Annotated in this window: 9 protein-coding genes; 3 read left to right on the plus strand and 6 right to left on the minus strand. The window is 73.0% G+C overall.

The features are described from left to right. Positions 1 to 97 precede the first annotated feature (97 nt). Positions 98 to 1,516, minus strand: coding sequence for a hypothetical protein (locus KBY47_RS31120; RefSeq protein WP_210927058.1), 1,419 nt, complete (start codon positions 1,514 to 1,516; stop codon positions 98 to 100). A 139-nt stretch (positions 1,517 to 1,655) separates the two neighbouring features. Between KBY47_RS31120 and KBY47_RS31125 the strand changes: the two genes are divergently transcribed. Then, positions 1,656 to 3,281 carry a hypothetical protein gene (locus KBY47_RS31125; protein WP_210927060.1) on the plus strand — a complete coding sequence of 542 codons (1,626 nt, stop codon included), beginning with the start codon at positions 1,656 to 1,658 and terminating at the stop codon, positions 3,279 to 3,281. Between the two features lie 9 nt (positions 3,282 to 3,290). Here the strand turns inward: KBY47_RS31125 and KBY47_RS31130 are convergent, their stop codons facing one another. The 5 genes from KBY47_RS31130 to KBY47_RS31150 all read right to left on the minus strand — a co-directional run bounded on the left by KBY47_RS31130 (position 3,291) and on the right by KBY47_RS31150 (position 9,928). Continuing rightward, positions 3,291 to 4,442, minus strand: a complete 1,152-nt coding sequence (locus KBY47_RS31130) for an XdhC family protein (RefSeq protein WP_210927062.1) — start codon at positions 4,440 to 4,442, stop codon at positions 3,291 to 3,293. Positions 4,443 to 4,495: 53 nt separating this feature from the next. Beyond that, positions 4,496 to 5,953, minus strand: coding sequence for an NCS2 family permease (locus tag KBY47_RS31135; RefSeq protein WP_210927064.1), 1,458 nt, complete (start codon positions 5,951 to 5,953; stop codon positions 4,496 to 4,498). A gap of 169 nt (positions 5,954 to 6,122) precedes the next feature. Then, a complete protein-coding gene (locus tag KBY47_RS31140; RefSeq protein ID WP_210927066.1) occupies positions 6,123 to 8,507 on the minus strand; it encodes a xanthine dehydrogenase family protein molybdopterin-binding subunit in 2,385 nt (794 codons plus the stop codon). Positions 8,508 to 8,510: 3 nt separating this feature from the next. Next, a complete protein-coding gene (locus KBY47_RS31145) occupies positions 8,511 to 9,038 on the minus strand; it encodes a (2Fe-2S)-binding protein (protein WP_210927068.1) in 528 nt (175 codons plus the stop codon). Continuing rightward, positions 9,038 to 9,928: a xanthine dehydrogenase family protein subunit M gene (locus KBY47_RS31150; protein WP_210927070.1), complete on the minus strand. Its 891-nt coding sequence runs from the start codon at positions 9,926 to 9,928 to the stop codon at positions 9,038 to 9,040. The genes KBY47_RS31145 and KBY47_RS31150 overlap by 1 nt, the downstream gene beginning before the upstream one ends. Before the next feature lie 357 nt (positions 9,929 to 10,285). Here KBY47_RS31150 and KBY47_RS31155 point away from each other — a divergent pair, with 357 nt between their 5' ends. Both KBY47_RS31155 and KBY47_RS31160 read left to right on the plus strand, forming a co-directional pair. Further along, a complete protein-coding gene (locus KBY47_RS31155; protein WP_210927072.1) occupies positions 10,286 to 11,968 on the plus strand; it encodes a PucR family transcriptional regulator in 1,683 nt (560 codons plus the stop codon). Between the two features lie 142 nt (positions 11,969 to 12,110). Further along, entirely contained in the window at positions 12,111 to 12,869 is a 759-nt protein-coding gene (locus KBY47_RS31160; protein WP_210927074.1) for a hypothetical protein, read from the plus strand. Positions 12,870 to 13,090 lie beyond the last annotated feature (221 nt).

The following is a 13,090-nucleotide window of genomic DNA, read 5'->3' on the forward strand; positions in this document are numbered from 1 at the left end:
CGCCGCCCCCGCCCACCGAAGCTGACGTGCCGTCACCGACAGACCGCCGCCCGCTCCGAGCGTACTCGCACCGGGCACCCCGCGCCCCGGCCTCGGCTCACCCTCGCGACAGCACCCGCCGCGCCCCCGCGATCACCGCCGTGGCCAGCACCCAGCCGCAGACGGTGAGAAAGACGGCCACGGCCTTGTCGAAGCCCACCGGGTCCCAGGCACCGCGGTGGCCGAGGCTCGCTACGGGGACCAGGAGGTCGAGGCTGTACAGGACGGGGTCCCAGGCGCGGCGCGCGTCCCCGCCGACCGGGCGCGGCGGGTGCCGCGCGAACCACAGCGAGCCCGCCGCGGCCAGCGAGACCAGCCACAGCAGCGCCCGCCGCGGCACATAGCCGTACCCGAACAACGCGTCCTGCACGACGCCCCACACCCGGCCGGTGAGGCTGTCCCGACGCCGCAGATGCCGTTCCCGGGCGTGCCGTACGGTGCGGGCCGCGCGTTCGTCACCGGCCGCCTCGTACGACCTCGCGAGCTGTTCGAATGACCCGGCGCCCGCGTGCGGGTCACGGGTCAGCCACTCCAGCCGGGCCCGCACCGTGACGGGCCGCGCGCTCTCCAGGCGCTGGTAGGTGAAGCCCTCCAGGTGCAGGGCTCCGGGGGACGCCCAGGTGTCCTCGGCGTCCACGAGTACGTCGACGGTGGCGTCCTGGAGGACCACCGGGCCGTGCGGCGGCTGCCGCAGATCGACCCGGAGCCGGGATGTGCGCAGTCTGCTGAGCAGCAGCGCGCCCGCCGGTTCGGCGAGGACGCCGTCGTGGAAGGTGACGACGCCCCCGACGTCCGCCGACCGCAGCAGCACCTGGCCCGCGCTGCGGAAGCCCCAGTCGGCGTAGAAGCCGCCGCTGCACACCAGACCGGTGGCGTCGATGCCGCCGACGTCGGCGGCGTGCAGGTTCACGGCGTAGGTGACGCGGGCGTCGCGCAGGTACAGGGCGCCGGACGTGCGCAGTTCGCGGGCGTGCAGCGAACCGCCGACCGACAGCCGGGGCGCGAGCAGCGACCAGGGGCCGCCGCCCGTCACGGTGGTCCCCTCGACGAGCAGGTTGCCTCCGACCCGGGCGTCCGCGAGCTGGACGACTCCCCGTGCGGCCCCTTCCCTCAGGCGGCGCGGCGCACGGCCCCCGTCGGCGCCCGCGACGGGCTCGGTCAGCGGCCGGGGTTCGCACTCCCCGTCCCCCAGCCGTGCGCCGGACAGCCGTAGTTCCCCGTCGAGGACGAGCTGGTCGGCGTGGAGGGAGGGCATCGTCGAGCCGGACAGGTCCAGTGCCGGGGCCGTGAGTCCCGTCAGCCGCACCGGGCTGTCGAACACGCACCCGGTCAGCGCGAGCGGCGTGCCCAGGCGGCAGTGGGAGAGGTCGAGTTCGCCGGTGACGTGCAGGCCGTCGTGGGCGATCGCGGCGCCGGAGTCCGCCGCCCCGGTGATCGCGGCCCGCAGCGTGGCGGCGTCGACCGTGCCGGCGAGCACCCGTGTCCGACGTGGACGTGGTCGTCGTACGCGAGCTGACATGTGGTGATCCCCCTTGTCCGGTACGGCAATTGTCACGCCCGGGCACGGCGGGCGGGGCCCGGGGTACGGGTGCGTGGGGGCGCCGCATACTGAGGTCATGGATCGTTCCTCCACCGGCGCCCCGGACGTGTCCGCCGTCGAGGCCGTCAGGAAGGCGCTGGCCGACTGGGAGCGGCAGACGCACCGCGAGCTGAAGGCGGTCACCCCGATCGACGCGGGCGGCAGCGGCGGCGTACTGGTCTCGGCCTACGTGCGGGAGCTGGACCCCGGGCGGCAGGGCGGCCGGATGATCGTGAAGATGCTGGCGCCGTCGGACGAGACGGTCGGCGAGCCGGGTCGGCACAAGGCGGCGCTGCTGGCCCGGACGGAATGGAACGCGCCCTTCGTGGACGGGCATCTGGTCGGTCTCGCCCTGGAACCGCACAAGGTGGACGGCACCTGGGTGATGTTCCAGCTGCCCGCCGGTGACGAGGACGCGGTGACGCTGGCGGGCGCGGACCGGCGCCGGCTGCCGCACCTGGCCGCACGGATCGTCACCGGGGTGCTGGAGGGCTGGAACCCGGAGGACCCCACGGTGGTGGAGCGTACGGCGGCGGAGTTCGTCGGTGACATCCTCGACCGGCGTCTCGCTGACGAGGGCTCCCTGCTCAAGTGGGTCACCGGTCACCTGCTCCCCGGGCCCTCGGGCCCGCCGTGGCTGTCGCTGCCCGGCGCCGACCGGCCGGTGCCCAACCCCCTCGCCCTCGGCCCCGGCACCGACCTGGCCCGGCACCAGGTCGCCGTCCCCCAGCGCGGCCGGGCGCACGGCGATCTGCACCCCGGCAACATCATGGTGCCGCGGCAACCGGCGGCCGGGGACGACGACTTCGTGCTCATCGACCTGTCCCGCTTCGCCGCCGACGCGCTGCTGGCCCGCGACCCGGCACACCTGCTGCTCTGCCTGGTCGCGTCCTACCTGCCGCACATGGACGACGAGGCTCGCGCCGAGCTGGTCCCCGGGCTGCTGCGCACGCCCTGCGACGGCACGCTGGTCCCGCAGGGGCTCGCGGCGCTGGTGGCTACGGTCCACGACGCCTGGTCCGGCTGGGGCGAGCGGCACCGCATCCAGCGCGACTGGCGGCGCCAGTGGTACCTGGCGCTCCAGGCGTGCGCGCTGATGTTCCTGGGCCGTAAGGGCTACTCGGACCGCGACCGCTGGTGGTTCTTCCGGCTGGCCGCGGAGGCGTGTGGCGCGTACCTGGACGACGTGGCGGTGAGGCGGCCCGTCGAGGGCGCCCCGGTGTCCCTCCGTACGGCCCCGGAGCCGGCGGCGCCGGTCGTGGCGTACGTCGGTCCGCCGCCCGCGCGGCAGGACACCCCGGGGGACGACCAGGCCCTGCGGAGGCTGCTCCTGGAGATCTGGGGGACGTTCGGGCCGCGCCTGCGCGAGCTGACCGCGGCGCCGCTGGAGCAGATCCCGATGGCGACGGCGATGGCCATCCGGCTGCGCGCCGCCCGCTTCGGGACGGACCTGCGCAACGCGCTGATGGCGTCCGCGGGCGCCCACCAGGAGGTCAGTGACGTCCTGGGGCCGTTGCGGGCGGTGGCGGACCGCGCGGGGGACGTGGAGACGGCGATGGCCCGGGGCGACGCCTTCAAGGGCCGCAAGGTGCTCGGCGATCTCGTCGACGCCCTGGAGGAACTGCTGGACACGGTCCGCGAGGCCAAGGGGCGGCTGCCCTGACCCGCCCCGTCAGGCCACCGACCCGATCCGCCCCGCCGCACCCGACGGCGCGTCATGGTGGATCGGCGTGTGCGCACCGGTGAGCGAGGCCCCGCTGCCGCCCCGCCGGTTGGCGACGATCTCCGCGGCGATGGACAGCGCGGTCTCTTCCGGCGTGCGCGCGCCCAGGTCGAGACCGATCGGTGACCGCAGCCGGGCCAGCTCCAGGTCGGTGACGCCGACCTCGCGCAGCCGGGCGTTGCGGTCGAGGTGGGTGCGGCGGGAGCCCATGGCGCCGACGTAGGCGACGGGGAGCCTGAGGGCGAGCCGGAGCAGGGGGACGTCGAACTTGGCGTCGTGGGTGAGGACGCACAGCACGGTGCGGGCGTCGACGTCGGTGCGCTCCAGGTACTCGTGGGGCCACTCGACGACGATCTCGTCCGCCTCCGGGAAGCGTGCCCGGGTGGCGAAGACGGGCCGCGCGTCGCACACCGTCACGTGGTAGCCGAGGAACTTGCCGACCCGTACCAGCGCCGCCGCGAAGTCGATCGCCCCGAAGACGATCATGCGGGGGGCGGGGACGGACGACTCCACCAGGACGGTGAGCGGCGCACCGCACCGCGAGCCCTGCTCGCCGATCTCCAGGGTGCCGGTGCGTCCGGCGTCCAGGTAGGCGCGCGCCTCGGCCGCGACCGTGCGGTCCAGCTCCGGGTGTCCGCCGAAGCCGCCGTCGTGGGAGCCGTCCGCGTGGACCACCAGGGCCCGCCCCCGCAGTTCGGCGGGGCCGGAGACGATCCGCGCCACGGCGGTCGTCTCCCCCGCGGCGGTGGCGGCCAGCGCACCGGCCACCACCGCCCGTACCGCGTCCCCGGCCCGCACCGGGGTCACCAGGACGTCGATGACCCCGCCGCAGGTGAGGCCGACGGCGAAGGCGCCCTCGTCGCTGTAGCCGAACCGCTCCAGCACGGGCTCCCCGTCGGTCAGCGCCTGCTGGCACAGTTCGTAGACCGCGCCCTCCACACAGCCGCCGGAGACCGAGCCGACCGCCGTGCCCTCGGCGTCGACCGCGAGCGCGGCGCCGGGCTGGCGCGGGGCGCTGCCGCCGACCGCGACCACGGTGGCCACGGCGAAGTCACGGTCCTGCTCGACCCACCGGTGCAGCTCCTCGGCGATGTCCAGCATCTCTCGGTCTCCTTGTCAGCGGTGGCGGTGTGGGAAAAGGGTTCGGGGAGCCGTCAGCGCACGCCCAGCCAGCTCTCGATCGGGCTGAGGCCGAAGTAGACGACGAAGACGACGGTCAGCACCCACATGAAGGCGCCGATCTCCCGAGCCTTCCCCTGTGCGGCCTTGATCGCCACATAGGAGATGACGCCCGCGGCGACCCCGGCCGTGATGGAGTACGTGAACGGCATGATCACGACGGTGAGGAAGACGGGGATCGCGGTGGCGCGGTCGGCCCAGTCGACGTGCCGGGCGTTCATCATCATCATGGCGCCGATGACCACCAGGGCGGCGGCCGCGACCTCGCCGGGCACCATCGCCGTCAGCGGCGTGAAGAACAGGCAGGCGGCGAAGAACAGCCCGGTGACCACCGACGACAGGCCGGTACGGGCGCCTTCGCCGACGCCGGTCGCCGACTCCACGAACACGGTCTGCCCGGAGGCGCCGGAGACCCCGCCGATCGCGCCGCCCGCGCCGTCGACGAACAGCGCCCTGGACAGCCCCGGCATCCGTCCCTTGTCGTCGGCGAGCCTGGCCTCGGTGCCGACGCCGATGATGGTGGCCATCGCGTCGAAGAACCCGGCGAGGACCAGAGTGAACACGATCATGCCGACCGTCATGGCGCCGACCTCGCCCCAGCCGCCGAACTCGACGTCGCCGAAGAGGCTGAAGTCGGGCATGGACACGGCGCTGCCGTGCAGTTCGGGCGCGCCCCCGGCCCACTGCCCGGGGTCGATGACGTCGAGCACGTTGAGGAGCACCGCGAGCACGGTGCCGCCGAGGATGCCGATGAGGATGGCGCCGGGGACGCCGCGGGCCTGGAGCATGAAGATGCCGAGCAGCGTGACGGCGAACAACAGCACGGGCCATCCGGCCAGCTCACCGGCCGGGCCGAGGGTGACCGGCGTGCCCTCGCCCTGGTGCACGAAACCGGCCTTGTAGAAGCCGATGAGGGCGACGAACAGCCCGATGCCCATGGTGATCGCGTGCTTCAGGGCCAGCGGGATCGCGTTCATGATCATCTCTCGCAGGCCGGTGACGACCAGCAGCATGATGACCACGCCGTACATCACACACATGCCCATCGCCTGCGGCCAGGTCATCTGCGGCGCGACCTGGGAGGCGAGGACCCCGGAGACGGACAGCCCGGCGGCGAGGGCGAGCGGCACCCGGCCGACGAACCCCATCAGCAGCGTGGAGAGCGCCGCGGCGAACGCGGTGGCGGTGATCAGGGCCTGCTGGCCCATGGTGTTCCCGGCCGCGTCCTCACCGGACAGGATCAGCGGGTTGAGCAGGAGGATGTACGCCATCGCCATGAAGGTGGTGATGCCGCCGCGCACCTCACGCGCGAGGGTCGATCCACGGTCGGACATGTGGAAGTACCGGTCGAGCCAAGAGCGTCCGGCGGGGACGCGGGTTCCCGCACCCGCGTCGTCCGAGACGGTCTTCGGCTCCAGTGACTGCTGGGTCATGTGGGCCTACTCCCAAGGTTCACAGGGGCACCCGTGTGCCACGTGCGTGGTCACGGGATTTGGGATGGTGCTTCGGCCGCACGACCCGGGGGACGGCCCGAGACGAACGATCTGGGTACTCCGGGCGGCGCGGAGTGTGTGACGTTCCGTGCGCCGCCCGGAGGGTCTGTCACGCGGTACCGGTGAGGTGCTCCGGACGTACCGGCGTACGGTTCAGCTCCAGCCCCGTCGCCTCGCGGATCGCCGCGAGGACGGCCGGGGTGGAGGACAGCGTGGGCGCCTCGCCGACGCCGCGCAGCCCGTACGGGGCGTGCTCGTCGGCGAGTTCGAGCACGTCGACGGGGATGATCGGCGTGTCGAGGATGGTCGGCAGCAGGTAGTCCGTGAAGGAGGGGTTCTGGACCTTCGCGGTCACGGGATCGACGACGATCTCCTCCATCACGGCGATGCCCATGCCCTGGAGGGTGCCGCCCTGGATCTGCCCGACGACGGAGAGCGGGTTGAGCGCCTTGCCGACGTCCTGGGCGCAGGCCAGTTCGACGACCTTGACGAGCCCGAGTTCGGTGTCGACCTCGACGACGGCGCGGTGCGCGGCGAAGGAGTACTGGACATGGCCGTTGCCCTGCCCGGTGCGCAGGTCGAAGGGCTCGGTCGGCCGGTGCCGCCACTCCTCCTCCACCTCGACGGCCTCGTCCTCCAGTACGTCCACCAGGTCGGCGAGGACCTCACCGGCGTCGGTGACGACCTTGCCGCCCTCCAGCAGCAGTTCGGCCGTCGCCCAGGCCGGGTGGTACGACCCGAACTTCCGGCGTCCGATCTCCAGTACCCGCTCCCGCACGATCTCGCAGGCGTTCTTCACGGCACCCCCGGTGACGTACGTCTGCCGGGACGCGGACGTCGACCCGGCGCTGCCGACCTGGGTGTCCGCCGGGTGGATGGTGACCTGGGTGACGCCCAGCTCGGTCCGCGCGATCTGGGCGTGCACGGTGACACCGCCCTGCCCGACCTCGGCCATCGCCGTGTGCACGACGGCGACGGGCTCACCGCCGACCACCTCCATGCGCACCTTGGCGGTGGAGTAGTCGTCGAACCCCTCGGAGAAACCGACGTTCTTGATGCCGACCGCGTAGCCGACCCCGCGCACGACGCCTTCGCCGTGCGTGGTGTTGGACAGACCGCCGGGCAGCTGCCGTACGTCGGCGCCCTCGCTGGACTCCCACTGCCGTTCCGGCGGCATCGGCATCGCCTTGACCCGGCGCAGCAGTTCGGCGACCGGCGCCGGGGAGTCGACGGGCTGTCCCGTCGGCATGAGGGTCCCCTGCTTCATGGCGTTGCGCTGCCGGAACTCCACCGGATCCATGCCCAGCCGCTTCGCCACCTTGTCCATCTGCGCCTCGTAGGCGAAGCACGCCTGGACGGCGCCGAAGCCGCGCATGGCCCCGCAGGGCGGGTTGTTCGTGTAGAGGGCGATGGCCTCGATCTCCACGTCGTCGACCGCGTACGGCCCGACCCCGAGCGACGAGGCATTGCCCACCACCGCCGGAGAGGCCGAGGCGTAGGCGCCGCCGTCCAGCACGATCCGGCACTTCACATGGGTGAGCTTGCCGTCCTTGGTGGCCCCGTGCTCGTAGGACAGCTTGGCGGGGTGCCGGTGGACGTGCCCGAAGAACGACTCAAACCGGTTGTAGACGATCTTCACCGGCTTGCCGGTCCGCAGCGCCAGCAGGCAGGCGTGGATCTGCATCGACAGATCCTCCCGCCCGCCGAACGCGCCGCCGACCCCGGAGAGCGTCATCCGCACCTTCTCCTCGGGCAGCCCGAGCACCGGGGCGATCTGCCGCAGATCGCTGTGCAGCCACTGGGTGGCGACGTACAGCTGCACACCGCCGTCCTCGTCGGGCACCGCGAGCCCGGACTCGGGCCCGAGGAAGGCCTGGTCCTGCATCCCGAACACGTACTCGCCGCGCACGACGACATCGGCCCGCTTGCTGGCCTCGGTCACATCACCGCGCACGATGGGCTGCCGGTGGACGATGTTCGGATGCGGCACGTGCCCGGCATGGTGATCATCACGATCCTCGTGCACGAGAACGGCGTCCGGCGCCACGGCGGAAGCCTCGTCGGTGACGACGGGCAGCTCCCGGTACTCCACCCTGATCCTGGCGGCGGCGCGACGTGCGGTCTCCGGATGATCGGCGGCGACGATGGCGACGGGCTCCCCGTGGTGCCGCACCTTGCCGTGGGCCAGCACAGGCGTGTCCTGGATCTCCAGCCCGTAGTGCCGCACCTCGGTCGGCAGATCGTCGTACGTCATGACGGCGTACACACCAGGCAGCGCAAGCGCCTCACTGGTATCAATCGACACGATCTCGGCGTGCGCGACGGTCGACCGCAGGATCTGCCCCCAGAGCATGTCCTCGTGCCACATGTCGGACGAGTACGCGAACTCGCCGGTGACCTTGAGGGTGCCGTCCGGCCGCAGCGTCGACTCACCGATGCCGCCCCTGGTCCGCGACGCCTGGGTGATCTTCGTGGGTGCACCGTTGGTCGGCATGGGTCAGACCGCCTCTCCCTGCCGGGCGGCCGCCAGCCGGACCGCGTCCATGATCTTCTCGTAGCCGGTGCAGCGGCACAGGTTGCCCGACAGCGCCTCGCGGATGTCCGCGTCGCTCGGGTTGGGGTTGCGCTCCAGCATCTCGTCGGCGGCGACCAGCAGCCCCGGCGTGCAGAAACCGCACTGCACGGCGCCGGCGTCGATGAACGCCTGCTGCACGGGCGACAGTTCCGCACCGGCCTCCGGGTCCGGCGGCGTACCACCCGCCGCGCAGGCCCGCTGCCTGGCGTACTCGGCGAGCCCCTCGACGGTGACGACCTCGCGGCCCTCGGCCTGCCCTGCGGCCACCAGACAGGAGCACACGGGCACCCCGTCGAGGCGCACGGTGCACGAACCGCACTCACCCTGCTCACAGGCGTTCTTGGACCCGGGCAGCCCGAGCCGCTCCCGCAGCACGTACAGCAGGGACTCACCCTCCCAGACGTCGTCGGCTTCCTGCGGACGGCCGTTGACCGTGAAATTGACGCGCATCAGGCGACTCCCTCCGTGGCGCGGGCGGTGCCGCGGTACGACTCCCAGGCCCAGGTCAGGGTCCGGCGGGCCATGACGCCCACGGCGTGACGGCGGTAACCGGCCGTGCCCCGCACGTCGTCGATCGGGTTGCAGGCACCGGCGCACAGCTCGGCGAACTGCCGGGCGACGGAAGGAGTGATCACCTTGCCGTTGTCCCAGAAGCCGCCCTCCGCCAGCGCCGCGTTCAGGAACTCCTCGGCGGCGACCGCGCGCACGGGCGTCGGCGCGGCGGAGCCGATCCCGGTGCGCACCGTACGGCTCCCGGGGTGCAGGGCGAGCCCGAAGGCGCACACGGCGATCACCATGGCGTTGCGGGTGCCCACCTTCGCGTACTGCTGGGGCCCCTCGGCCTTCTTGATGTGGACGGCGCGAATCAGCTCATCGGGCGCCAGCGCATTGCGCTTCACGCCGGTGTAGAAGCGGTCGATCGGGATCATCCGCACGCCACGCACCGACTCGACCTCCACCTCGGCCCCGGCGGCGAGCAGCGCCGGGTGGGCGTCACCGGCCGGGGAGGCGGTGCCGAGGTTGCCGCCGACGCCGCCGCGGTTGCGGATCTGCGGGGAGGCGACGGTGTGCGAGGCGAGCGCGAGCCCGGGCAGCTCGGCGCGGAGCCGCTCCATGATCCGGCTGTAGGGAACGGAGGCCCCCAGCCGCACCCGCTCCTGCCCCACCTCCCACTCGAAGAGATCGGGAATGCGGTTGAGGTCCATCAGACAGTCGGGCCGACGGTGATCGAAGTTGATCTCGACCATCACATCGGTGCCACCCGCAATCGGCACAGCGGTGGGGTGCTCGGCTTTCGCGGCGAGCGCCTCCCCCCAACTGGCGGGGCGAAGGAAGTCCATGACCGGCTCTCTTCTTCGTCTCGTGGGTCATTCGGATTGAGCCAATCCGTGTGCGGCGGGCGAGGCTCGTTCATGTGCTGTTCACGCGCGGTGACGCCAGTACACAGCGCCGTCCTCCGCCCGGGTCAGTCACGGAAACCATGAAGGAGTTGGCTGGCCAGTGCGGTCATCTTGTAGATTCGTATGAACGGAGGCGATCAGTAACCTCCGCGTTCTCCTGTGGAAACGTGCGAGACGGCCCCCTGACCAGGGGCCCCTCGAGAGCCGACGCCCGACGGCCCCCGGCCGTCCTCGCACCCACACCCACCCACCCAAGATCCATCGTAGGTTTCGAGACAAAGAACGGCGGCGACAACCATGCGGCTGCGCGCACTGCTGGACACCGATGCGCTGGGGCTGCGGCTGCTCGGCGGCGAGGAGGAGCTGGACCGCACCGTGCGCGGCGTGATGACCACGGACCTGCGGGACCCCAGCCGCTACCTCTCCGGCGGCGAACTGGTCCTCACGGGCCTCGCCTGGCGCCGCGACGCCGCCGACTCGGACCCTTTCGTGCGCATCCTCGCCCAGGCCGGGGTGGCGGCCCTCGCGGCCGGTGAGGCGGAACTGGGCGACGTACCCGACGACCTGATCGTGGCCTGCGCCCGGCACCGCCTGCCCCTCTTCGCGGTCCACGAGTCCGTCGCCTTCGCGACGATCACCGAACACGTCGTACGCCAGGTCTCCGGCGAACGGGCGGGCGACCTGGCCGCCGTCGTCGACCGCCACCGCCGCATGATGACCTCGGGGCCCGCGGGCGGCGGCCCCGACGTGGTCCTGGACCTCCTAGGCTCCGACCTGGACCTGCGCGCGTGGGTCCTCTCCCCCACCGGCCGCCTGATCGCGGGCCCGAAGGTGGGCGGCCCTCCGCTCCCCCCGGACACCTGCGCCCAACTGGCGGCGGAACACCTCTCGGCGACCCGCACGGGCCGCCGGGCCCCCCACCGCGTCCTCCTGGGCGCCACCCCCTACTCCCTCTTCCCCATCCGCACCGCCCCCCGCTCCCCCCAGACCTCCCAGGCATCCCGGGACGTCCGGGAGACGGTCCTGTCGGACTGGCTGCTCGCCGTCGAGGCGGACGCGGGCGACTGGCCCGAGGAACGCCTCGACCTCCTTTACGGCGTCACCCAGCTGATCGCCGTGGAACGCGACCGCCGCGACGCGGCCCGCACGGTACGCCGCCGCCTCGCCCAGGAGGTCCTGGAACTGGTCCAGACGGGCGCCGCCCCCGCCGAGATCGCCGCCCGCCTGCGCGTCGCCGCCCCCGTCCTCCTCCCCGGCCTGGGCGCGGCCCCGCACTGGCAGGTGGTCGTGGCCCGGGTCGAATGGCAGGACGACACCCTCCAGACGGGCCCCACCGCCCAGTCCCTCCTGGAGGAGATCCTCGTCGACCCCCTCACCACCGGCCCCGAACCCTCCGACCGCATAGCCGTCGCCCACACCGGCGACGAGGCGATCGCCCTGGTGCCCCTCCCGGCGGTCTCCACGGAACACGACGGCTCGGAACAGGGCGTCCTGGCCGACACCCTCCTGGACGCGATCCGCGCCCCCCTGACCGCCGGCCTGAACGACGACGGCCGTCTCACCCTCGGCGTCTCCGCCGCCGTGCACTCGGCGGAGGGTCTGCGCGGCGCCCTGGAGGAGGCCCGGCACGCCCGCCGGGTGGCCGCGGCCCGCACCGGCCGCGTCTGCGCGGCGGGCCACCAGGAACTGGCCTCCCACGTCCTCCTCCTGCCCTTCGTCCCCGACGACGTCCGCCGCGCCTTCACCGCCCGCCTCCTGGACCCGCTGCGCGAGTACGACCACCGCCACCGCGCCGAGCTGATCCCCACCCTGGAGGCCTTCCTCGACTCCGACGGCTCCTGGACCCGCTGCGCGTCCCGGCTCCACCTGCACGTCAACACGCTGCGCTACCGCGTGGGCCGCATCGAGCAGTTGACGGGCCGTGACCTGTCCCGCCTCGAAGACAAGCTGGACTTCTTCCTGGCCCTGCGCATGAGCTGAAACCTGATCGACCGGATCTCCCCCCACTTTGTGAATTCCTTCACCCGCCCCCTTGGCCCAGTGCCCCGAAGGGTGCTGGAATGCGGCCACCACTCAACAGCTCGATGGCGTGCTCGGGGAGGGCAACGTGGCGCATCCCGCCATGTCCGGTACTGGAACGACCTCTGAAGACGATCCCCTCCAGACCGCGGTATGGCGGCTGCGCTCGCGGGCCTGCTGGGCCGACGCGGCGGCCCTCCTCCGCCCGGACACCGCGGGATCCGCGCTGCAACGCGCGGCACTCCTCGTCGAACGCTGCCTCTACACCGAACAGGGCTGGGAGGACGCCGAGGACGCGCTGCGCACCGCGGAGGCCCTCGCCCACACCGACGACGAACGCGGCGCCGCGGCCTGCGAACGCGGCCAGCTCGCCTACGCCGCCACGCTGCACGGCGTCCGCGACCGCGCCGACGAGGCGCGTGCCGCGCTGGGGCGGGCGGCGGCGCTGATCCCTCCCGGCTCACCGGGACGCGCCGTCCTCGACTTCCGCCGGGGCCTGCTGGCCGAGAACCTCACGGGCGCCCCCCAGGCCGCCCGCGCGGCCTACCGACGCGCCCACGCGGGCGCCACGGCGCACCCCGACGCCCTCCTCCTCTCCTTCACCTGGCGCCACCTCGCAGGGCTCGCCCTGCGCGACGGTGACCTCGCGGAGGCGCGGCACGGCTTCTCGGAGTCCCTGCGCATCCGGGAGGAGCTGGGCTACCTCGTCGGCACGGCGCCCGCGCTGGTCTCCCTCGCCGCCACCGAACCCGAACCGGAGGCGTCCCGCCTCCGCGAGGAGGCCCGCCGCCTGTTCCGCCTCCTGGGCGGCGTCCCCACGTGGCTCACCACCCAACTCGCCCCACCGGCAGCAACGGCCTGACCCCGCCGGTAACCGGCGTGGGTGCGGGCCCGGGCCGTTGGCCCCAGCGGCACGACTGCCCGCAGCTGGGGCGATCAGCCGCCGACGGCCCGCGGTCGCCGTACGACGGAAGGGGACGTGTCGGGGGGTGTCCGCCCGCAGTGGTTCGCGCGGAAAACCCCGGTAAGGACCCAGTTGGCAGCCCGCGCGGTTCCGAGGACGGACACCCCCCGGCGCGGCCC

Origin of the sequence: Streptomyces sp. B93, from assembly GCF_018070565.1 — a bacterium.
Classification (GTDB): Bacteria; Actinomycetota; Actinomycetes; order Streptomycetales; family Streptomycetaceae; genus Streptomyces.